Source organism: Streptomyces sp. SID14515, assembly GCF_010548505.1.
Lineage (GTDB): Bacteria > Actinomycetota > Actinomycetes > Streptomycetales > Streptomycetaceae > Streptomyces > Streptomyces caviscabies.
The window spans coordinates 22,931-45,854 of sequence record NZ_JAAGMH010000046.1 but is presented as its reverse complement, the minus strand read 5'-3'; the positions used below and the strand labels follow the sequence as shown (position 1 = coordinate 45,854).

General features: G+C 74.2%; 14 protein-coding genes and 1 pseudogene. 12 read left to right on the top strand and 3 right to left on the bottom strand.

The window, feature by feature from the left end; translation table 11 throughout:
- From G3I54_RS09395 to G3I54_RS09385, 3 genes and pseudogenes are all read right to left on the bottom strand, one after another.
- A pseudogene (locus tag G3I54_RS09395) lies at positions 1-233 on the bottom strand (hypothetical protein); the annotation flags it as partial.
- A 135-nt stretch (positions 234-368) separates the two neighbouring features.
- Positions 369-2,396 carry a HAMP domain-containing sensor histidine kinase gene (locus tag G3I54_RS09390; protein ID WP_343240295.1) on the bottom strand — a complete coding sequence of 676 codons (2,028 nt, stop codon included), beginning with the start codon at positions 2,394-2,396 and terminating at the stop codon, positions 369-371.
- Positions 2,389-3,111 (bottom strand): response regulator transcription factor, encoded by a 723-nt coding sequence (locus G3I54_RS09385; RefSeq protein WP_343240294.1) that lies wholly within the window; start codon positions 3,109-3,111, stop codon positions 2,389-2,391. The genes G3I54_RS09390 and G3I54_RS09385 overlap by 8 nt, the downstream gene beginning before the upstream one ends.
- A 125-nt stretch (positions 3,112-3,236) precedes the next feature.
- Between G3I54_RS09385 and G3I54_RS09380 the strand changes: the two genes are divergently transcribed.
- From G3I54_RS09380 to G3I54_RS09325, 12 genes are all read left to right on the top strand, one after another.
- Entirely contained in the window at positions 3,237-5,441 is a 2,205-nt protein-coding gene (locus tag G3I54_RS09380; RefSeq protein ID WP_164612982.1) for a regulator, read from the top strand.
- Positions 5,442-5,491: 50 nt separating this feature from the next.
- Positions 5,492-7,228, top strand: a complete 1,737-nt coding sequence (locus G3I54_RS09375) for a hypothetical protein (protein ID WP_164612980.1) — start codon at positions 5,492-5,494, stop codon at positions 7,226-7,228.
- A gap of 132 nt (positions 7,229-7,360) precedes the next feature.
- The gene (locus G3I54_RS09370; RefSeq protein WP_164612978.1) at positions 7,361-8,662 is read left to right on the top strand and encodes a cytochrome P450; all 1,302 of its coding nucleotides are present in this window, start codon (positions 7,361-7,363) and stop codon (positions 8,660-8,662) included.
- A complete protein-coding gene (locus G3I54_RS09365; protein ID WP_164612977.1) occupies positions 8,659-9,912 on the top strand; it encodes a cytochrome P450 in 1,254 nt (417 codons plus the stop codon). Before G3I54_RS09370 ends, G3I54_RS09365 begins: the two co-directional genes overlap by 4 nt.
- A gap of 32 nt (positions 9,913-9,944) precedes the next feature.
- Entirely contained in the window at positions 9,945-10,787 is an 843-nt protein-coding gene (locus tag G3I54_RS09360) for an ATP-grasp domain-containing protein (RefSeq protein ID WP_164612975.1), read from the top strand.
- Positions 10,788-10,906: 119 nt separating this feature from the next.
- A complete protein-coding gene (locus G3I54_RS09355; RefSeq protein WP_164612973.1) occupies positions 10,907-12,424 on the top strand; it encodes a hypothetical protein in 1,518 nt (505 codons plus the stop codon).
- Complete coding sequence (locus G3I54_RS09350) at positions 12,421-13,509, top strand: AAA family ATPase (RefSeq protein WP_164612971.1); 1,089 nt, start codon at positions 12,421-12,423, stop codon at positions 13,507-13,509. Before G3I54_RS09355 ends, G3I54_RS09350 begins: the two co-directional genes overlap by 4 nt.
- Positions 13,509-17,951 carry an FxSxx-COOH system tetratricopeptide repeat protein gene (gene fxsT / locus G3I54_RS09345; RefSeq protein ID WP_164612969.1) on the top strand — a complete coding sequence of 1,481 codons (4,443 nt, stop codon included), beginning with the start codon at positions 13,509-13,511 and terminating at the stop codon, positions 17,949-17,951. The genes G3I54_RS09350 and fxsT overlap by 1 nt, the downstream gene beginning before the upstream one ends.
- 134 nt (positions 17,952-18,085) lie before the next feature.
- Complete coding sequence (locus G3I54_RS09340; RefSeq protein ID WP_164612967.1) at positions 18,086-19,258, top strand: alpha/beta fold hydrolase; 1,173 nt, start codon at positions 18,086-18,088, stop codon at positions 19,256-19,258.
- Entirely contained in the window at positions 19,255-20,406 is a 1,152-nt protein-coding gene (locus G3I54_RS09335) for a caspase family protein (protein ID WP_164612965.1), read from the top strand. The genes G3I54_RS09340 and G3I54_RS09335 overlap by 4 nt, the downstream gene beginning before the upstream one ends.
- A 103-nt stretch (positions 20,407-20,509) precedes the next feature.
- On the top strand, positions 20,510-20,695 hold the full coding sequence (locus G3I54_RS09330) for a hypothetical protein (protein WP_239144304.1): 186 nt from the start codon (positions 20,510-20,512) through the stop codon (positions 20,693-20,695).
- A gap of 66 nt (positions 20,696-20,761) precedes the next feature.
- Positions 20,762-22,732: an HEXXH motif domain-containing protein gene (locus G3I54_RS09325; RefSeq protein ID WP_164612963.1), complete on the top strand. Its 1,971-nt coding sequence runs from the start codon at positions 20,762-20,764 to the stop codon at positions 22,730-22,732.
- Positions 22,733-22,924: the final 192 nt, after the last annotated feature.

Genomic DNA, 22,924 nt, shown 5'->3' with positions numbered 1-22,924 from the left:
GCCGCGGGCGCCGGGCGGTCGCCCGCCGCCACGCCGCCGCGCGGGGTGACCGCCGGGGCGGCCTCCTTCGGGGCTTCCGCAGCGGCCTTGCTCCGCTCCGGGGACGGCGTGGCCACGGCGGGCTCCGACGGCTTCGGGGAGGCGTCGGCGAAGGCGGCGGCGGACGGGACCAGCACCGCACCGGCCGCGACGGCGGCGAGGACGGCCGCACGCAGGGTGGGGCGAGAGATCAAAGCGGTCATACGGATGGCTCCATTCCATACTCGGCCCCGTGACGGTCCCGGACGCGGGTTCGCACCGGGGACGGGGCATGCCGCCAGGCTGGCGTGGAGATATGAAGAAGCTGTCAGAACGCCGTGGTCATCCCATCAGGGGCCGGACGGCTCCGTTCCGGCGGGCAGCCGGAGAGTGAACGTCGACCCTTCGCCCTCGGTACTCGTCACCTCCACCGTGCCGCCGTGCGCCTCGACCAGCTTGCGGACGATGGCCAGGCCCAGGCCGCTGCCGCCCGTGCGGCGGCTGCGGGACTTCTCGGCGCGCCAGAACCGGTCGAAGACGTGCGGGAGATCTTCGGCGGGGATGCCGGAGCCGGTGTCCGTCACTTCGATCACCACCGTGCCGTCCCCCTTCGCGGAGCCGCCGGAGCCGCCGGAGCCGTCAGAGGCACCCGAGGCACCCGAGGCGTACGCGCGCAGCGTCACCCGCCCGCCCTCCGGTGTGTGCCGTACCGCGTTGGACACCAGGTTGCCCACCGCCTGCCGGAGCCTGACCGGGTCCGCGCACAGGGCCGGGTCCGGGGCGGTGGCCGCGACGCCGAGCGTGACGCCCGCGTTCTCCGCCCGCGCCTGGTGGGCGGCGGCGACCTGGCTCAGCAGCTCCCGGATCCCGACGGGTTCGGGATGCAGCCGCAGCACCCCGGCGTCGGCCGCGGCCAGGTCCTGGAGGTCGTCGATGATGTGCTGGAGCAGCACGGCCTCCTCCAGCAACGAGGAGACGAACGCCGGGTCGGGGTCGGCGAGTCCGTCCTGGGCGGCTTCCAGCCAGCCCCGGATGTTGCTCAGCGGGGTGCGCAGCTCATGGGCGACGTCGCTCACCATGGCCTTGCGCTGTTCCTCCAGCCGCGCCCGGTGCGCGGACATGTCGTTGAACGCCGCGGCCAGCCGCCCGACCTCGTCGTCCCCCGACACCGGCACCGACGCCGGCTGCTCCCCGTGCCGCATCCGCTGCGCCGCACCGGTCAGCGCGTGCAGCGGGCGCACCAGCCGGGCGCCCGCGAACACGGACGCGCCCACGGTGAGGGCCAGCACGAGCGCCGCGGCGCCGGCGATCCTGGCCGTGTTCGCGGGGGAGAGGTCGAAGCCGGGCAGCGTCGCACCGCCCTCGTCGCCGATGAAGAGGAGCGCGGGGGAGGCCACGTACGAGCTGAGCTGTTCGCTGCGGGCCGTGCCCACACAGGAGGCGATGGCCCGGTCGTTCTCCCCGGTGCGCTCCGGCGGTACGACGGACGGCGCGGCCTCCTTCGAGGGGGCGTCGCGCGGCGCCGGCTCCGGCACCGGCCTCGGGGCCAGTGGCCCGGCTTCGCCCGGTACTTCCACGGCGGCCGGATCGCCCCAGGACAGATCGTTGTTCAGCCGCACCCCCTCGCGGCCCTGGCGCTTCAGACAGGCGTCGGCCAGTTCGGTGAGCGCGTCGAGCGCCTTCTGTTCCGAACGGGTCGGCGTGTCCAGCGCGGCGAGATCGCAGCGGGTGCCCAGGGCGCGTTCGGGATCGTTGCCCACGATCTGCACCCGGGGCCGGCCGCTCGCGCCGACCACCACGTCCGAGGCGATCCCCGCCCGGTTCAGGCACTCCACCTTGGCGTCGGCGGTCCGCCGCAACGCCGCGCTGTCGGCCGTCGACAGCCGGAAGGGCCCCACCGCCCGGGGATCGATACGGTCGGCCGCCGTGCGCTGCCCGTCGGTGCCGCGCGCCGCCAGGACGGTGTCCACGGACAACGGGTCGACCACGGCGGACGCCTGCGGCGGGAGCGCCGGGGCGGTCGCCGCGGTGGCGGAGTCGGCGAGCGGCTGCCGGCTCTGCGTCGTCAGGGCGACCCGGCGGCCCGACTCCCGGGCCAGCTCCCGCACCGTCGCACCGACCCCGTCCCACGTCGGGTTGCGGGCGGCGTAGTCCAGCAGGGTGTCGTAGATCCGCGCGTCCGCGGTGAGGTTCTGCCCCTGCTCCTGCTTGATCGCGCCCGAGGTGGTCTGTACGGCGATCCAGGCGGTGGCCGCCACCGAACACGCGGCCACCAGCGCCGAAACCGCGAGCAGCCGCCCCAGCAGGCTCCGGCGCAGCGGCAGCCGCGCCCGGCCCGGCCCCTCCGCCCGGGCTCCGTGACCGCGCACCCTACGCACGCCGGGCGGCCTTCGCCGGGTCGGTGAGTTTGTAGCCGACGCCGAAGACCGTGAGCAGCCGCTCCGGCCGGCGCGGGGCCCGCTCGATCTTCTTGCGCAGGTTCATGACGTGCACGTCGACGGTCCGGGCGCTGATGTAGCGGTCGAAGCCGTGGAGTTCCTCCAGCAGCCGCTGCCGACTGAACACCCGGTCCGGCTCCGCCGCCAGGGCCGCCAGGATCCGGAACTCGCCCGGGGTGCACTCCACCGTCGCGCCGCCCACCGACACCTCGTGCCGCTCCGGGTCGACCACGAGGGCGCCGACGCGCAGGACGGGGTCCACGGTCACCGGCTCCGGGGCGAGCGGCCGTCGGGTCCGCCGCAGCAGGGTACGGACGCGGGCCATCAGCTCGCGCGGACTGTAGGGCTTGGTCATGTAGTCGTCGGCGCCGAGGTCGAGACCGAGCAGGAGATCGTCCTCGGTCGACCGGGCGGTCAGCATCAGCACCGGCAGCTCGCGGTCCTCGGCCCGCAGCACCCGCACCACGTCCAAGCCGTCGGCCCGGGGCATCATCACATCGAGAACGAGCAGGTCGGGCTCCTGGTGCCGGACGGCGTCGAGCGCGGCGAGGCCGTCGCCCACGATCCGTACGGCGTGTCCTTCCCGTTCCAGATAGCGGCGTACGAGTTCGGCCTGCTTCTCGTCGTCCTCGGCAACTATGACGTCTGCGCACACGCCCCCGATCGTAGAGCGGCGGGACTACAGTGCGAGGCCGGGGCGGGTTCCGGTCCACGGAAGCCGGGAAGGGAACCGGCGCGATCACCTGCGCGAGGGTGGCCGCACCGGTGGAAGGAGACGGGTTGAACAGCCTCGGTACCGACGGCGGCGGAACGGCGCACAACGCGGCGTACAACACGGTGTCGGGGGACGCCGTCATCGTCGGGCCTGTCCTGATGGCGCAGCACATCGAGGGCCTCCAGTTGCCGACGCCCCCGCCGGACGTCCCGCCGAGCCAGGGGCCCATGCCCAGCCGGGTGTTCGTCAACCGGACGAAGGAGCTGGCCGATCTGCGGGACGCGGCCCTGTCCCTGGCTGCCGGACCGGAGCCGGGTGTCGTGCTGGTGGTCGGGGTCGGCGGGGTCGGCAAGACGCAGCTCGTCGCCCAGGCCGTCCGGCGCGAGCTGCACCAGCTCTTTCCCGACGGCCAGCTCTACGTCGACCTGGCGGACCATCGCCGGGACGGAGCGGTCGACCTCGCCGCGGTGCTCGGGGAGTTCCTGCGTGCCCTCAAGGTCCACAAGGACTACGTGCCCGGCGGACTCGCCGAACGGACGGCGCTGTTCCGCAGCGTCGCCGCCAGGCTCCGCCTCCTGGTGAAGGTGGACGACGTCCAGCACGCCCCGGAGGCGAGGGCCCTCGTGCCGCCGCAGGGGCTGCTCGTGGCGACCGGGCGCCGGGTCCTGCCGTCGCTGCTGATGGACGGGGCGGCGCTCATCGATGTCGCCCCGCTGGACGAGGCGGCGGGGACGGAGCTCGTACGCCGTTGGCACGCCGACGCGGACGAGGGGACGGCCGCCGGTGTCGTACGGCTCTGCGCGGGGCACCCGTTGGCGCTGCGGGCGGCGCTGGAGTGGCTGGCGGCTCGGCCGCAGCTGACCCTCGACGATGTGGTGCGTGATCTGACGGCCGGGCGGTACGGAACGGGCGACGACGGCGTAAGGGAGGCGATGGCGGTGGCCATGGGCGCGGGCGGAGGGACCGAGGAGGGCGGCGTGGGCGAGGCCGTCGACGCGGTGCTGGACTCGGTGGTGGCCGGGGTGGCCGGACACACCCGCCACCTCTACGACCTCCTGGGCGTCCTGCCCGGCACGACGGCCACAGCCGATCTGCTGACGGCCGCCGGCGCCACCCGGGTCGACGAGGGCCTCGGTGAGCTGCTGTCCTGCCGGCTCGCGGTCCTGGTGGAGTCGTCGGACCGGCCCCGCCGCTACCGGCTGCACGACGTGGTGCGGGCCCATGCCCGGCTGCGCGCACGGGCGTTGCCCGAGGAGCGGCGGCGGGCCGTCCTGCGGCTCGTCGTGGACTTCTACGCCGACGCGGCGGCCCACGGCGACGCGCTGGTGCTGGGCGACCGGTTCCGGATTCAGCCGCCGCCGGGCCGCCCGCTCTCGGAACTCGCCGTGCGGGGCACGCTGTTCACCGACCGGCCCGAGGCCCTGGAGTGGCTCGACGCGGAACGCGTCAACCTCCAGGGCGCCATCCGGGTCGCCGCCGACGAAGGCTGGTACGAGGAGGTGTGGCGGCTCTGCGAATCGCTGTGGGCGCTCTACCACAGCCGTAAACACCTCGCGGACTGCGTCGAGTCGGGCCTCCTCGGCATCGAGGCGGCCCAGCACCAGGCGCGCCCCGACGTCGAGATCCGGATGCGGAACCAGGTCGCCCGGGCCGCCTACGAGCTGGGCGACCTCGACCGCGCGGAGTCCCAGCTCGACGCCGCGGTCGACTTGCTGGGGCTGGCCGGAGACCCGCGGCTGAGCGGGGTCGTCCAGGAGAGCCGCGGGCTCATCGCCCTGGCGCGTGGCCGGTCGGAGGTGTCGCCCGGGGCGGCGCGCCGGCGGGCCGAGGAGGCGCGGCAGCTCTTCGAACGCGCGCTGGCGGCCAACCGCGCCGTCCCCGACCCGCACGGCATCGTCGTGCAGAGCTACAACGTGGCCCAGGCGCTGGTGGCGGGGGAGCGGTGGACCGACGCCCTCGACGTGCTGGACGAGGCGGCCGAGACCGCCCGGAGCACCGGCGACGAACCCATGCTGCCCCGGATCGACCTCGTACGGGCCCACGCCTTCGCCGGGGCCGGATCGCTGGACCGGGCGGTCGCCGCCGCGGGCGCGGCGGCCGACGCGGCGGCCGGGCTCAAACAGTTCGCCAAGCTCGACCAGGCGCTCGAACTGCTCACCGCACTGGCCGACCGGGCCGAGGACCGGCCGCTGCGGGCCGCCTGCGAGGAGAAGCTCGCCACGCTGCGGCGGACCATGGGGCTGAGGCCACCGGCCGCGCCGACGGCCTGAGCCTCCGCCTACCCTTCTCCCTGTCCCTTTACCTTCCCCGGAGCCACGCGTTGTCCTCGGTGTCATCACTGCTGAGCCGCCCGTCCGGCTGGTTCCGTCGTTCCGGCCCGACGGCCCCGTCCCGCTGGAACACCCTGGACGCGCCGAAGGCCAAGGTGCTCGGAGTGGCCCGGACCCTCACGTCCGCCACCCGCGTGGTGGACGTGATGCATCTGCTGCGGCGCGAGGACGGCATCGAGAAGTACTACACGGTCAATCCGGGATCGGCGTTCGCCGATGGGCTCGACTCCTACCTGTCCGGCCTCGGGATCCATGTGCTGAGCTGGAAGGAGGCGACCCGGCGCCATTTCGATCTGGCCGTGAGCTGTTCGGTGCATCCGACGATGCGCAGGCTCGACGCCCCGCTGATGGTGCTGCCGCACGGCGCCGGGTACAACCGCCTCGTCACCGAGTCGACGGGCGAGGCCCTCGCCCCCGCCGGGCTGTCGCGGCGGGAGCTGATGTGGCGGGGAAAGGTCGTTCCGAAGGCCATCGGCGTCTCCCACCAGGGGCAGATCGACCGGCTCACCGAGATCTGCCCCGAGGCGGCGCCGTACGCCCTGGCCGTCGGCGACTGGTGCTTCCAGCGCATCACCGAGAGCATGTCCCACCGGGACCGGTACCGTTCGCGGCTCGGCGCGGTCGACGGGCGGCGGCTGGTCGTCGTCCACTCCACCTGGAGCGAGCACTCGCTGCTCGGGCGGCATCCGGAGCTGCCGCTGCGGCTGGTCACCTCGCTCCCGGCCGACGAGTTCGCGGTCGCCGCCGTCTTCCACCCCAACGTGTGGGCCCGGCACACCCGCGCCGGGGTGCTGGAGCGGCTCGGGGCCGCGATGGACGCCGGACTCATGATCATTCCGCCTCAGGAGGGGTGGCGGGCCGCGGTGGTGGCCAGCGACTGGGTGGTCGGCGACCACGGCAGTACGTCGTTCTACTCGGCCGCCGCGGACCGCGTCACGATGCTCGCGGCCACCGGCCTCGACGAGCTGGACCCGCTCTCTCCCGCCGCCGCGTTCGCCCGGGGCGCGCCGCGTCTGGACCCCGAGGGGGATGTCCTCGCGCAACTGCTGGACGCCGCGCGCCTGCACGACCCGGCGACGCTGCGGCCCGTGGTCGACGGGCAGTTGGCGTCGGTCGACACCTCCGGTGAGGTGACGCGGGCCCGGATGTACGAGTTCCTCGCCGAGCGCGGGGTCCGGTTGCCCCCGGGGTCGCCGAGGCCCCTTCCCGTACCGGCGCCCGAACCGGTGCGACGGGCGCAGGTCACGGCGTACGACGTGACGGGGACCCACGACGCGTGGGGCACCGTGGACATCCGGCGGCGGCCCCTTGTCGCCGGGCACCACACTGAGGCCCTCGGCTTCTACGCCGTCACCACCGAGGAGAACCATCCCCACTGGCCCCACGCCGCGGAGGTGCTGGCCCGTACGGTCGCGGACGCGGAGGTGGCCGCGCTCGACTGGATCGCGGACGCGGCCGTCCGCCACGAGAACCTCAACGTCCTGGTAGCCCGGCTGGACGAGACCCGCTGTCTCGTACAGCTACGCGGCGGGCGGCAGTTGGAGGCTCGTACCGAACGCGAGTGGGGTGCTCGGCGGCCCGTGCTCGACCCGGTGCTCCTGGGCTCGGCCGTCAACCTGTGGCTGACCGACCTGGAGCGGTCGAAGGACCTGACGGACGGACTGACGCTCAGGACCGGGGAGTGGAGCGTCCAGGTGGCCTTCACCCCGGGGAAAAGGGAAGAGTAAGACCGAACCGTTCCACGTTCGGTCGAAAATGATCGCTCTAGGCCTCCAAGGCTTCACGCAACCTCCTTATAGTGGTGCCGCGTTGATCGTATGGTCACAACGCGCGAAGCCGTCGCCACTGGAGTCCGTACGATGACGAACCCCCCGTCCGCCATGCCCGCGTCCACGGCCGGTGCCGGCGGAGGCTGCCCCATGGGCGCCGACACGGGTGCCGTCGCGCTCGGCGGGCCCGGCTTCCCCACCGAACCGCAGGCGCTCTACCGGTCCATGCGGCGCGAACACGGGCCCGTCGTCCCGGTCGAGCTGCCCGGCGGCTTCCCCGCCTGGCTGGTGATCGGCTACCGGGAACTCCACCAGGTCACCAGCGACGGGGAGCTGTACCCCCGGGACGTGTCGCTGTGGAACCAGTGGGAGAACATCCCCGCCGACTGGCCGCTACTGCCCATGGTGGGTACCCCCATGCCGTCCATCTACTTCACCGCCGGGGCCGAGCACCGCCGGCACGTCGAGATGGTCGTACCGGCCCTCGAAGGGGCCGATCCCTTCGAGATCCGGCAGCACTGCGAGCAGTTGGCCGACCGGCTCATCGACGCCGTGTGCAGCCGGGGCACGGCCGACCTCGTCGCCGAGTTCGCCGAGCCGCTGCCCGTCCTGGTGCTCGCCCGGCTCATCGGCTTCCCCGACGACGAGGGCGCCGACATCGCACGGGTGCTCAAGGACCTCGCCGACGGCGGGCCCGGGGCCCAGAAGGCGCACCTGCGCTTCGGCGAGCACATGCACCGGCTCGTCGCGGCCAAGCGGGAGCGGCCCGGCGACGACGTGACCTCCCGGATGCTCGCCCACCCCGAACCGTTCACCGACGAGGAGTACGCGCTCGACCTGATGGCCATCACGGCGGCCGGGCATCTGGCCACCGCCGACTGGATCGGCAACTCCACCCGGCTGATGCTCACCGAGGACCAGTTCGCCGACGCCCTGTCCGGCGGCCGGCACAGTGTCGCCGAAGCCATGAACGAAGTGCTCTGGGAGGACGGCCCCACCCAGATCCTGGCCGGTCGCTGGGCCGCGCGCGACACCCGGCTCGGCGGACGGAGCATCGCCCGCGGCGACATGCTGCTGCTCGGGCTCGGCGCCGCCAACGCCGACCCGCACATCCGGCAGCAGGTCACCGCCTCCGCCGTACGCTCCGGGCAGGGCGGCAACAGCGCGCACCTGGCGTTCAGCCACGGCGAGTACCGCTGCCCCTTCCCCGCCCAGGAGATCGCCGAGATCATCGCCCGTACCGGCATCGAGGTGCTGCTGGACCGGCTGCCCGACCTCGAACTGGCCGTCCCCGCCGCCGAACTGGTCCGCCGGCCGTCCGCATTCCTGCGCGGGACCACCGCGCTGCCCGTCCGCTTCACCCCCGTACGTACGACAGGAGACGCGTTGTGAACTGCCCGCACGCCGAAGCCGCACAAGCCGACCGGAGCGCCGGGGTCATCACCATCGACCCCATGGTCCAGGACCTGGACGGCGAGACCGCACGGCTGCGCGACGCCGGGGTCCTCGCCCGGATCGACCTGCTCGGCGTGCCGGCCTGGACGGTCACCCGGCACGCCGAGGCGCGTCAACTCCTCGTCGAACCAAGGCTGGTGAAGGACATCGACGCCTGGGGCCTGTGGCAGAGCGGAGTGGTGACACGTGCATGGCCGCTGATCGGCATGATCGACGCCGGGCGTTCCATGTTCACCGTCGACGGCTCCGAACACCGTCGGCTGCGCACCAAGACCTCGCAGGCGCTCACCCCGCGCCGCCTCGAAGCGATCCGCCCGGACATCGAGAAGTTCACCGAGGAGCTGCTCGACGCCCTCGAAGCCGCGCAGGGCGAGGACGGCGTCGTCGACCTGAAGGCGGTGTTCGCCCAGCCGCTGCCGATGAAAGTCGTCGGCATGCTCATGGGCGTCGACGAGTCCCAGCACGCCATGCTCACCCGGCAGTACAAGGCGTTCTTCTCCATGCTCACCCCGCAGGACGAACGACTCGCGCTGCTGGCCGAGTTGGACGTCTTCTACACCGACCTCGTCCGGGAGAAGACCGCCCGGCCCACCGACGACCTCACCAGCGCGCTGATCCTGGCCGAGGAGGGCGGCGACCCGCTCACCGAGGAAGAGGTGGTGGGCAACCTCAAGGCCATGGTCGCCGCCGGTCACGAGACCACCATCGGCCTCGTCCTCAACGCCGTGCGGGCCCTCCTCTCCCACCCCGACCAGCTCCACGCGGTGCTCGCCGGACAGATCGGCTGGGACGCCGTGGTCGAGGAGACGCTGCGCTGGGACACCCCCACCACCCACCTGCTGATGCGGTTCGCCACCGAGGACATAGCCGTCGGCGACGAGGTGATCCGCAAGGGCGAGGGAGTCGTCATCTCCTACCGGGCCATCGGACGCGACACCGAGCAGCACGGCCCCGACGCCGACGCCTTCGACATCACCCGGCCCACGCGGGCCCGCCACATGACCTTCGGCCACGGCCCGCACATCTGCCCCGGCGCGGCCCTTTCGCGCGTCGAGGCCGGCATCGCGCTGCCCGCCCTGTTCGCCCGCTTCCCCGGACTCCGCCTCGCCGTCCCGGACGAAAAGATCACCAAGCTTCCGGTGATGACGCAGAACGACCTGGCCGCCTTCCCCGTCCTCCTGGGCTGACGGCGCGACCGGCGGGACAGGGGAGGGGCCGCATGACATCCGGACCGGGGTTCCTGGCGCTCGCGCCGCACCGCTCCGGCACGGCCTCCCTCCTGTCCGAAGCGGCACGCCGACGCGGCATGGAGGTGGTCGTGCTGCCCGCCGACGGAGTCCCCGAGCGGTACCGCGGGCGGCAGGACGGGCACGGGCACTACTACGGAGGCCCGCGCTTCGCCGCCCGGGTCGCCGGCCCGCTCGGGGTGGCGCTCCTGGAGCCGCACGACGGATGGCTGGACGCCCTTCCGGTCGCCTTCACCGGCCGCGACATCAGCCGGGTTCCCCTCTCCGAGGCCCGCCGCCGTACCGGCCCGCTCTTCGTGAAACCGCCCACCGACAAGAGCTTCCCGGCCGCCGTCCACGAGGACGGCGCGTGCATCCCGGCACCGCCGCCGGGCTCCGGCGATCCGCTCGTCCAGATCAGCGAAGTGGTCACCTGGGAAGACGAGTTCAGACTCTTCCTGCTCGACGGCGAGATCCGCACCGGATCGCGGTACGCCGTGTACGGGCGGCTCGACGCGGCCCCGCTGGACGGCCACCCCCAGGAGGCGGCCGTACGCGCCTTCGTCCGCCGGCTCACCGACGCGTGCGGGGCCACGCTGCCCGGAGCCGTCGTCGTGGACGTCGGACGGATGCGCCGACCCGGCCCAGGGCCTGCCGCAGCGGCCGACTGGGCCGTCGTCGAGGCCAACATGGCCTGGTTCAGCACCGTGTACGCCGCCGACCCCGACCGCGCCCTGGACGTGGTGCTCCGCTCGGCGGGCCCCGACGGCCTGGTCCGCGAACGGGACCTGGCGTTCCGGCGGGCCCGCCCCACCGGGGCCGTGCCCCGGTCCTGAGGCGGTGTTCGAAAGGGGCGCGACGGGGCCGGACAAGATCCTGGTTGCCGAAGATTCAACCGTGATAACTTCGCCGTCAGCCATGTGAGTTGGACCGACTCGGCGGGGGATGGTCGGCTGTGAACGCTGTCCCGCACGGGCGCCCGGGACCGGACCTGGTGCAGACCCTGGTCGATGCGCTGACCCTGCTCGACTGCGTCAAGGACCGGGGCCAGCGGTACGAGTTCGTGGACACGGTGGCGTACCGACTCGACATCGAACTGACCTACCCGGACAGCACGCCCCGCATCGACATGATGCACGTGGTCCGCAAGGTGATCCACCGGCCCGGCGGCCCCGAGGCGCTCCTCTACGCGGTCCGCGCCGTCTCCGGCAAGGACGACGCCGAGCGGATCGCCGCCGAGGCGGGCATCCGGACCGACGGCGACCGGCCTGGCCCCTGGCCCGCGCCCGTCTTCGCCCAGGACATCGCCCGGCAGGCGCGCCGGCTGCTCGACGAGGCGAGGGACATCGACGGCGGACGGCTGCGCGCCCTGCTCGCCGAGGAGCTGCCCGGCGAACTGCCCGACGGCGGAACCCCGGCCGAACTCTTCGACCACGCCCAGGACATGACCGCGCGCGCCGACGGTCTTCCGGCCGCGGTCGTGCTGGTCGAGGCGGCCGCCGCCCTGTCGGCCGAGCGGGGCGCGCCGCTGCGCCGTTGGTCGGACCGCTGGGCGACGGGCGACCCCACCGCACCGGCCGACGACGCCCGGGCGGCGATCCCCGGGGCGTCGGAGGCGCTCGCCGTCTGCCGACGACGCCTGGAGCGGCCCGCCGGCCCCGATCCGACCGTGCCCCGGTGCCTGGTCGTGATGGTCGACCCGGCCCGGGACGGTTCGCCGGACGTCTTCGTCCGGCACTGGATCAACAAGGCCCCCGGCTACTGGCGACCGGAACCGGGCCAGGTGGAGACCGTCACCCTGGACACCCTGGCCGGAGCGGTCGAACGCGCCGTCGAGCAGGGCGAGGCGCTGTGGGCCGACCGGCCCGCGATCGACGAACAGGGCCCGGTCCACGTCGAGTTCCTGCTCCCCTTCGACCTGCTCAACCACGACATGGCCCGCCTGGAACTGGGTACCGGAGCCCTGAGGCCCTGGCCGCTCGGCCTGCGCTACCGGGTCCATCTGCGCAGCCTGGACCGGATGCGCGGTGACGCCGGGCAGCTGCGCCGCTGGCAGGCCCGCTGGGACCGGCTGCGCACCGCGCCGGCCCCGGCCGCGCACCGCTGGAAGAGCGCGGACCGGGACGGCTTCGAGCGCTGGCGCGCCAACCTCGCCGGCGACGAGTCGCTGACCGCGGTCATCCTCGACGCGCCCGCCGTCCAGGGGCACGGCCTGGAGGCGCTGCAGACCGCCGTCGTCGAGGGCATCGGTCTCGCCGCCTGGGACCGCAGGCTGGAGAGCACCTCGCACTCCAGCGAGCTGCTCACCCTGCTTCTGGGGCACCCGTACACCCAACTGCCGGAAACCGTGAACAGGTTGAGGATAGGAGCGGAGATCGACGAGGACGGCCCGCTGTGGGTGGGCAGGCACATCGCGTTCTTGTGGGACGACCCGTACCGACTGGTCGATCGTGAGGAGTTGTTGTCGGCATGACCGGACCGACCTCTGCCGCACCGCCGCCCCCGTGGTGGGTCTTCCACGCGACCGGCAAGGCGCCCGTGGGCGAGCCGCCGGAGCTGCCCGCGCCGCCGCCCTGGCGTACGTTCCCCGGCGAACCGCTCCAGCCGCCACCGCCCGAGGACGACCGCGCCGCCGAGCGCCGCCTCGGCCGGGTCCAGGACGGGCCGCAACTCCGCCGCGAGGAGATCGACGCGGTCAACGCGGCCCTGCTGCTGCGCCGCCCGCTGCTCATCACCGGTCCGCCGGGCGTCGGCAAGTCCACCCTGGCCTATCTGATCGCCCGTGAGCTGGGGCTCGGCCGGGTCCTGCCCTGGAGCGTCGTCAGCCGCAGCACGCTCAGGGGCGGCCTGTACGCGTACGACGCGATCGGCCGTGCCCAGGCCATCGCGGCCTGGCGGGCCGCCGACGCCGGGAACGCGCACGGCCCGGCACCGGACGGTGCCGGCGAGGACGCGGACGAACGCGGTGTGACCGGCCAAGGGCCGCCCGCGCTCGGCGACTTCGTCACCCTCGGCCCGCTCGGCACGGCCCTGCTCGCCCACGAACGCCCCCGGGTGCTGCTCGTCGACGAGCTGGACAAGAGCGACATCGACCTGCCCAACGACCTCCTGCACGTCCTGGAGAACGGCAGCTACGAGATCCCCGAACTCGTCCGCAGCAACGAGGAGTCGGCGACCGTGTTCACCGACGACCCGCGCGGCACGGCGAGGATCGAGGGCGGCCGGGTGGAATGCGCGCAGTTCCCCGTCGTCGTCATCACCAGCAACGGCGAACGGGAGTTCCCGGCCGCGTTCCGCCGCCGCTGCCTGCCGCTGGAGATGGAGCCGCCGGGCCGCGAGCAGCTGATCGGCATCGTCGTCAGCCATCTGCGACAACGCCCGGAAGGCGTCGAGGCGCTGGTGGACGAGTTCGTCAACCGGCAGCGCGGCGGCGGCACCCAGTCGATCGACCAGTTGCTCAACGCCGTCCAGCTGACGACCGCGGGCGGTTTTCAACCCGATGCCGACGGGCGTAAGCTCGTCGAGATGCTCCTCCGAGACCTCTCGAAGGGCCGCTGATGAACGGCTTGCCCAGGGAGCGCGCTCCGGACCCCGCGTCCGCGCCGGCCGCCTCCCCCGATCGCGCCACCGGCGACCGACACGAGGACGGCAGCCCGTACGACCCGGGCGGCGCCGACTGGACGGAGCTCGCCGACGCCGCCTGGCTCGCCGCCGCCCGGCTCGACGCCCACCGCACCACCGGGCCCGCCCCGGACCACCCTTCCCACGCCGAACGGCGCCTCGACGCGCCCCGCCCCGCCCGCCCGTCCCTCGATGAGCCACCGAACGCCGATACACCCGAGTCCCTGCTCGGCCCGGTCCCCGACGCACCGTCCGCCCCCGCGCCCGACGCCGTGCCCGGAGCCTCCGGGCTGCCGGGGCCCGCGGCGTACGAACGGGAGATCCGGACCGTCGAGGAGCGCACGCGCACCGGCCCCGGCCGGCTGCCGGGCGCCGGGCGCGACCGGGCCGTGCGGACGGCCCCGTTGCGGCTGGCCAGGTCGTTGCGTGGGCTGGGCCGCCGGGTGCCCACCGGTGGTCGCGGCGTGCTGGACGAGGAGAGCACCGCCGAGCACGGGCTCACCGACGGGCTCTGGGTCCCCTATTTCCTCCCCGACCGCGAGCGCGCCTTCGACCTGGTGCTCCTCGTCGACGGCGCCCCCACCATGCCGCCGTGGCACGGCACCGTCCGGCAGATCGCCGACGAGGCCGCCCGCAGCGGGGCCTTCCGCGACGTCCGCACCGTCGGCGTGACCCTGCCCGCCGCGGACGGAGAACCCGCCCTGCGCTGGCCCGGCGGGCGCGACGGCGACCCCGCCGAACTGCTCGACGGCCGGAGCGCCCGGCTCTTCCTCGTCGTCACGGACGGGCTCGCCCACGGCTGGGCGGGCCCCGGAGCCGACCGGTTACTCGGCCGGCTCACCTCGGGCGGGCCCACCGCGCTCGTCCACCTCCTGCCGCCCTATCTGCGCCACCGCTCCTCGCTGTTCCCCTTCCGCGCCCAGCTGGACGCCGGCGGCTTCGGCGCGCCGAACCGGCGCTTCCACTGCCGCCCGCCGCACGGCGCCCACGACCCCGTCCGGCCGCTGCCCGAACCGGACGACGACACCGTGCCCGTACCGGTGCTCAGCGTCCGCGCCGGATCCTTCCGGGCCTGGGCCGACCTGGTGACCGGCGAACGCGGGGTGCGACGGACCCTGCCGGTCGTCCTGGCGGGCGCGATGGCCAAGGGGGCATCCGCCCCCGGGCTGCGCACCCCGGTCGTCGACGGCCCCCGCGCGGCTGCCGCGGCCGTACGCAGGTTCCGCTCGCTCGCCAGCCCCCTGGCCCGGCAGCTCGCCGGGCTGCTGGCCCTCGCCCCGATGGACTTCGCCGTCATCGAGGAGCTGCGCGAGCTGGCCCTGCCGGACGCCGGGCCCGAGCACATCGCCGAGGTCATGATGGGCGGTCTGATCGACTGGGGCGCCGAGGCCGAGGGCGGCCCCGACTTCGCCGACGATGTGCGCGAAGCGCTGCTCGCCACCAGCACCAGAACCCAACTCGCCCGCACCGTAGGCCTGCTGGCGGAACTGCGTACGGGCAAGGGATACGGCGCCCGGCTCCGCGCGGCCCTCCACGACCCGGTGCGCACCGCCCTGCCCGGCACGGAACCCGGCGCCCGCCCCTGGCTCCGGATCGAACTGGCGGTCCTGCGCGCGCTGGCCGGCCCGTACGCAGGCCGCGCCGCCCGGGTGGCGGCCCGCCTGGTGCGCCCGCCGGGCGAGCCCCCTGCCCAGCCGGGTGAGATGGGTGCGAAACCGATGAAAGACGCCCCGAATTGGGCAAAGCTGCCACCGGACAGCGTCGTTTCACCAGGAGGACCCGTGCCGCCCACGACACCACCAGCAGCTGACCCCTCGGCACCAGCTGAAGACACCGCCCGGAGGGCCCACAAGGAGATGGAAGTCAAAACGCCGGAAGCACGCTTCGTCCGTTCGGGCCAGCCGAAGATCATGGGCAATGTGCCGCCCAAGAACCCCAACTTCACGGGCCGCGAGGCGCTTCTCGCCGCCGTGGAGCGGCAGCTGACCGAGGACGAGACGACGGCGGTCCTCCCGCACGCTCTGCACGGCCTCGGCGGCGTGGGCAAATCACAGATCGCGGTGGAGTACGTCTACCGCCACAGTGGCGACTACAACGTCATCTGGTGGATCCCCGCCGAACAGGAAAGCCTGATCCTGGCCGCGCTCGCCGAGCTGGCGGCCGGCCTCGGACTACAGGTGGGCCCGCAGGCCAACACCGCCGTGCCCGCCGTCCGCGAGGCCCTGCGCACCGGCAAGCCCTTCGACAACTGGCTGCTGGTCTTCGACAACGCCGAGGACATCGAGGCGGTGCGCTCGTACTTCCCCAACGGCGGCCCCGGAAAGATCATCGTCACCTCGCGCAACCGCGAGTGGGAGCGGGTCGCCACGCCGCTGAGCGTCGACGTCTTCGACCGCGAGGAGAGCATCGCCCTGCTCCAGCGCCGGGCCCGGGGGCTGAGCACCGAGGACGCGGGCCGGCTCGCCGAGGCGCTCGGCGATCTGCCGCTGGCCGTCGAGCAGGCCGGCGCCTGGCACGCCGCCACCGGCATGCCGGTCGACGAGTACCTCCAGCTGCTGGACGAGCGCCGCCCCGAGATCCTCGAACTGGCCCCGTCCCCCGACTACCCGCTGCCCGTCGCCGCGGTCTGGGACATCTCGCTCGGCAGGCTCACCGCCGAGAACCCGGCCGCCCGCCAACTCCTGCAGATCTGCGCCTGCATGGCACCCGAACCCATCCCGCTGAACATGCTCCGCGGCGGCCGCAACGTCCAGATCACCCCCGAGCTGGACCCCGTGCTCCGCGACCCGCTGCTGCTCGCCCGCGCCACCCGCGACCTGAGCAAGCTCTCGCTGGTCCGCCTCGACCACAAGGCCGGCACGCTCCAGATGCACCGGCTCATGCAGAACGTGATCGTCGCCCGGCTGGAGCCGGAGGAGCGGGAGCGGATGCGCAACGCCGCCCATCTGCTCCTGACCACCGCCAAGCCGGGCCTGCCCGCCTCACCGGAACAGTGGTCGACCTACCTCGGACTGCTGCCCCACATGATCGCCTCCGGCGCGGTCGACAGCTCGGACGCCTGGGTGCGCGACCTGGTCTTCGACATGGTCACCTTCCTCTACTACTGGGGCGCCCACGACGCGGGCGCGGACCTGACCCGGCAGGCGTGGAAGGCCTGGAGCGAGCAGTCCGCCGAGGACGACCTGCACGTCATCCGGATCACCAAGATGCTCGGCTTCTACCTCCATCACCTCGGCCGGATCGCGGAGGCCGCGGCGCTGAGCGAACAGGCCATGGAAGTCTCGCGCACCGCGCCGATCCCCGAGGAGGAGGTGATCGACTCCATGCTCCAGCTGGCCGGCTCGCTGCGGTACCGGGGCGACTTCGACGCCGCCCGCGAGCTGAGCGCGGAGGCCTTCGAGCGGGCGAGCGACCTCTACGGTCCGGAGGATCCGACGACGCTGAGCGCGGCCCACAGCTACGGCCTCTCGCTGCGGGTGAACGGCGACTTCCGGCAGGCGCGGGAGATCGACGGGGAGTCCGCCAGGCAGCGGGAGTTGCTCTACGGACCGACCAGCGGGCTCACCGTCAACACCCTGAGCGCCCTGGCGGTGGACACCCGCGAGGCGGGTGACTTCCTGGAGGCCAGGGCCCTTCAGGAGTCGACCTACCAGACCTACCGCACCCACTTCGGCCCCACCAACGCGGCGACCATCCGGGCCGCGCTGAACCTGGCGATCTGCCGGCGCCGGGCCGGATTCCTGGAGGGGGCGGCGGAGCTGGTCGAGGAGATCCTGGAGCGCTTCACCAGCAGGTACGGCGCGGCGTACCCGGAAACCTTGGGGGCGGCCCTGGCGGCGGTCGTCGACCGCCGGATCGCGGGCAGGCTGGAGGACTCCCGCCGCCTCGGCCGGCAGACCCTCGACGGCTACCGGGACATCTTCGGCGAGCACCACCCGTACACCCTGTGCGCCATGATCAACGTGGCCGCCACCCTGCGGGCCCTGGGCGAGGTGGAGGAGGCCGAGCGGCTGGACACGGTCGCGGGGGAGCGGCTCCGGGCGGACCTGGGGGAGCGGCACGTCTACTCTCTGGCCGCCGCGTTCGGCCGGGCCAACGACCACTACGCCAGGCTGGACTTCGCCGGCGCCCTGGAGGTCGACAGCGCCACGCTGCCCCTGCTCACCGAGGTGGCGGGCGAGGACCACCCCTTCACCCTGGTCTGCGTCGCGAACCTCTCCCTGGACCATCGCGGACTGGGTCACTCGGCGGAGGCGGACCGGCTCAACACCCTTGCGGTGGAAGGCCTGACGCGTGTTCTGGGCGAGGAGCACCCGTGGCGCACCTCGGCCCGGCTGCACCAGCGCATCGAGTACGACGCGACGGTGATCCCGTTGTGAGGTGACGGACGGGTACGGGGGCGGGGCCGGGAGGCCGCCGGCACCGGACGTGTGACGGGCAGGCCGGTAGGCCGGTGACGGTAGACGTGTGACGGGTTGCGGCCGGCGGGAACGCCGCTGACGGGGGGCGACGCATGACCACGGTCATATTCATCCACGGCACGGGCGTACGGCCGCCGCACACCGAGGCACTGAACGCACGGGTCACGGCCTCGCTCGCCGAGGCCGCCCCGGGGGTGCGGGTCGTGCCGCTCGACTGGGGCGAGCGGCACGGCGCCCGGCTCGCGGCGGGCGGGGCCAGCATTCCGCCGGACGGGGCCGGGGCCACCGAACGGGACGTGGCGGGCGAGGATGACGGCGAGGACGCGGAGACCGCCGCCTGGGAGCGCCTCTACGGCGACCCGGAGGCGGAGTTGGCCCTCGCCGCCACACGCGGCCCCTCGGGAGCGATACCCCCGGGCGCGGCCTTCCCGGACGAGGAGTTCCGGGACCGGCTGGTCCGGCTGGCGGCCCGCGGCGAGAGCGTCGCCCCGGAGCTGGGGCCCGGCCTCGGGGCACGGGCCGCCGACCTCGCCCGCAGCCACCTGCTCGCCCCGGCCGCCGAAGCCCTGGACCCCGAAGACCTGGCGCCGCTGCTGGCCCGCGCGTTGGCAGCGGCCGTGATCGGGGCGGCACTGGCAGAGGACGCGCCCGTCGTCTGCGACGGCGTGGCGCGCGACGCCGCCGTGGACCGGATCGCCCGGGAGCTCGGCGCCACCGCGTCCGGCTCCACCCGGGGGCCGGTGGGCCGGCTGATCGGCCGGCCCGTGCTGCGGCTCGGCTCTCGTTACGCGGTGCGCCGCCGCCGCGCGCTCACCGGGGCCGCCCATCCGGCGGCGGGCGATGTGCTCAAGTTCCTCGTACGCGGCGGCCCCCTGCGCACCGCCCTGCGCGAGCTGGTCGCCGCCGTGGAGCCCCCGGTCGTCCTGCTCGGCCACAGCCTCGGCGGGATCATCGCCCTCGACACCCTGATCGAGGCCCCACTGCCCGGCGTCCGGCTGCTGGTCACGGTCGGCTCGCAGGCGCCGTTCTTGTACGAGACGGGGGCGCTGCCCCACCTCGACCACCCGGAGCCCCTGCCCGCCCACGTCCCCGGCTGGCTCAACCTCCACGACCGCCGCGATCTGCTCGGATTCGCCGCCGCACCGGTGTTCCCCGGCCGGGCCGAGGACATCGCGACGGACAACCGGCAGCCGTTCCCCGCCGCCCACAGCGCCTACTGGAGCGACCCGGCCGTCTACCGCGCCATCGCGGAGCGGCTGCCGTGAGCGCGGGCCCGGCCCACTCGGCCGGCCTGAGCGCACACACCGTCGACCCCGCCCGGGTGGTGGCGCTCGTCGTCGGCGTCGAGGCCTATGCGGCGGGGCCCCGCTGGACGCTGCCGGGCCCGGTCCGCGACGCCCTGCGCTTCCGGGACTGGCTGCGCTCCACGGGCGTCCCGGACGCCAACATCCTGCTCCACCTCGCCCCGGCGCAGGGCCCGGACGCGGTCACCGGCCACCGCGGCGCCGACCACGAGACCCTGCGCCGGGCACTGGTCCACGAACTGCCCGCCCGCCAGGGGGACATGCTCTGGATCTGGTGGGGCGGGCACGGCGTCCTGGACCGGGACGAACACCTGCGGCTCTACTGCGCCGACGCCACGGAAGCGGACCGCCGCAACATCGACCTGGAGTCCGCCCGCCGCCGCCTGAGCAGCGATGTCCTGCCCGGGTTCGCGGAGCAGAATTGGGTCGTCGACGCCTGCCAGACCTTCGAGGAGCGCCACCGCCCGGCCGTCACGATCCCGGACGGGAGCCTTCCCGCCGGGCAGCGCCTGCGGGTCCACCGGCAGAGCGTGCTGCTGGCCGCCGACCGGGGACAGCGCGCGGCCAACGACCCCGTACGCGGTCAGGGTGTCTTCTCGGACATCCTCCTGCGCGAACTGGCCACCTTGCCCGGCGGCCCGGCCCCCGACCCGGAGGCGCTCTTCGCGGCCGTCCGGGGCCACTTCGACCGGCTGCGCGCCGAGGGAGGCTCCACCCAGCTCCCCACGCTCCAGCTGCACCGCCCCGGACACACGGAACATCTGCCCGCCCCGCCCGCACCACGGAACGGGAACGGCCCCGGGCGGGACCGGGCGGGCGGCGGGCTGGTCCGGGTGGTCGAAGCGCTCCTCGCCTATCCGCTGATGAGCGACCGCGACGAACGCCAGGCGATGGTAGCGGAGTTGGATCCCGTCCTGGTGGCCCGCATGCCGCGGCACGCGGTGCCCCGTACGGACATTCTGGGCATCCTGCGGACGCTGCGGCGGCGCCCGGAAGGCCCCTGGGAGCTCTACCGGGTCGTCACGCTGCTCGACGACGACCCGGACCGGGCCGCCGAACTGGAGGAAGCCCTGCGGGAGTTCCTGGACGAGGGCCGACCGGGCCCGTGATCGTGCGGCGTGATCGCACGGGTTTCCGGAAGGCAACCTATTCGTCATGATGGGGAGGACGGGTGGCATCGTGTGCCGCCGGACCGATAAGGGGGAACAGGCCTTGCAGCAGACGGCATCGGCCGGTGATCCGGCCGACTACCTGGAGTCCGATGTCGCGGACCTCGCGGAGGTGGGCGTCGCCGCCGTGCGCGCCCTCGCTCCCGCTCCCGGACAGCGTCTGCTGGAGGAGATCCGAAGAGCGCGCACCAGCACGCTGTCCGAACCGCCCACCGCTCGCGCCGACTGAGCGCTGTGCGGCCCGCCCGGGAGAGACCCCGCAGGGGCACGTCGGGACCACGACAGAGGAGAGCGGGTGCGCGCACCGATACGGATGCCCGGCCACTGGTTCGACGAACTGGCCGCGGGCGGCGGGTCGGTGGACGCCATCGGCTTCCTCGCGAAGGGCGAGCGGTCCCGACGCCTCCTCCTGATCGGCGAGTTGCTGAGCCGGCTGGAGGAGCGGCCCACCCTGCTCGGCCCCGCCGACCTCGGTGCCGTCTGGCGGACCGTGGAGCAGGCCGAGGCGCGGAAGCCGGGCTGCGCCGAGGAGCTGCTGCTCAGCCCGCAGGTGGGTAGCTGGCTCGCCCACACCCTGCGCCGCCTGCACGGGTCCGCCGTCGGCCCGCCGCTCTGGGTGGACGCCGGGCACCTGGCCGCCGTCGCCCTGGTGGCCGCGCTGCGCGCCGGGACGGCCGCCGACCTCGTCGTGCCCGCGAGAGAAGGCGCGGTCTCCCTGCCGACGCTCGGTCTCGCTCAGCTGCCGGGCACTCCGCTGCCGGGCTTCCAGCCGGTCCGCGCGCGCGTGCGGGAGGGCGAGCTGCTCCTCGCCCCGACCGTACGGGGCACGGGCGCGATCGCGCTGACCGTGCGCCCGCTCACCGCACCGCAGAGCGCCGTGTGGTGGCCGACGCACCGGCTGTCGATCCGGCCGGGCGGGCCTGAGGTCGCCCTCGACGACACCGACCCCTACCGCGACCTCGACCGCCCGATTCCGCCCCGTCGGCTCACCGTGCGGGAACTCGGCGCCTGGCAGCGGCTGTTCACCGAAGCGGCCGCGCTGCTCGACTCCGGCCCGACCTCTGTCCCCGGCTCCGGCTCCGGCTCCGGCTCCGGCTCCGGAGCCGGAGCCGATGCCACGCCTGATTCCGGCTCCACCGGCCCCGGCACGCTGCGCCCCGAGGAGGTCAGGCGCATCGTGCCCTGGCCCGGACGGTTGCCGAACGGACCCGTCGAGGGGCTCAGCGCCTCCACGGCGGACGCGTTCGGCTCCATGGTGGTGGCAGAGCCGCCGAACGGCGCCGCGCTCGCCGAAACGATGGTCCACGAGTTCCAGCACAGCAAACTCGGCGCGCTGCTCCACCTCTTCGCGATGCTCGACGACGACCGTACGGAGGAGCACTACGCCCCGTGGCGCCCGGACCCGCGCCATCTGCCGGGGCTCCTCCACGGGGCGTACGCGTTCGTCGGCGTCGCCGGGTTCTGGCGGGACCGGATCGGGGACCGGGCGGCCGATCCGCTGGACCTGGCGCCCTTCCGGTTCGCGCTCCGCCGCATCCAGACCCGTACGGTCCTGCGGACCCTGGCGACCCGCGCCACGCTCACCGGCCCCGGCCGCCGACTGGTCGCCGGGCTCACCCGCACCGTCGACGGCTGGCTGCGCGAACCGGTGGACGGGCGGGCCGTGGCGCGGGCCCGTGCGGCGGCGGCCGGCCACCGGGCCGAGTGGCGGCTGCGCCACTTGCGGTGCGCGGACGAGGAGCGCGCCGGGCTGGCGGCGGCGCTGCGCTCCGGAACGCCGCTCCCGCCGGCCCGGCCGCCCCGGCTCGTCCCGGCCGCGGAGCGCACCCACTGGCAGGATGTGCGGGGCGCGCTCTACCTCCGCCCGGACCTCGCCCCGGACCTCGCCCCGGACCTCGCCCCGGTCTCCGTACCCTCCGGGGCCCGCGCTCCCTCCGGTGCCCGTGCTCCTTCCGACGTCCGCGCCCCTTCCGGCGTCCGCGCCCCCTCCGGCGTCCGCCAGGGGGCCGAGCCGTGCCGCGCCGACGTCCTGCTGGTCCATGGTGAGGCCGCATCGGCACGGGAGGCGTACCGGCAGCGCTGGTCCGACGCGCCGGGGGATCCGCACGTCCTGGCGGGCTGGCTCCAGGCGCACACCGCGCTCCACCCCGGCCACCGGCGGCTCCTCGCCCGCCCGGAGCGGTTCGCCGCCGCTGTCGCGGGGGAGGGGCCGGAGGTGTGGGAGCGGGCCGCCCATCTGCTGGCGCGCCCGGTACCACTCGCCTGACCAGCACCGGGCCGCCCCGCGCGGAGCCCCGCGAAGCGCTCCGAAGAGGCCGCCACGCGTGAGGCGCATCACTCTGCGTGAAATTCTCGGCATACATTCCGCCGGACCGGGGAGGGGTCCAGGCCGCTGGTGTGCCGTACCCCGGTCCACCGCGCAGCATGCCCCGGCCGAACCGGAGGGGGCATTTCAGGC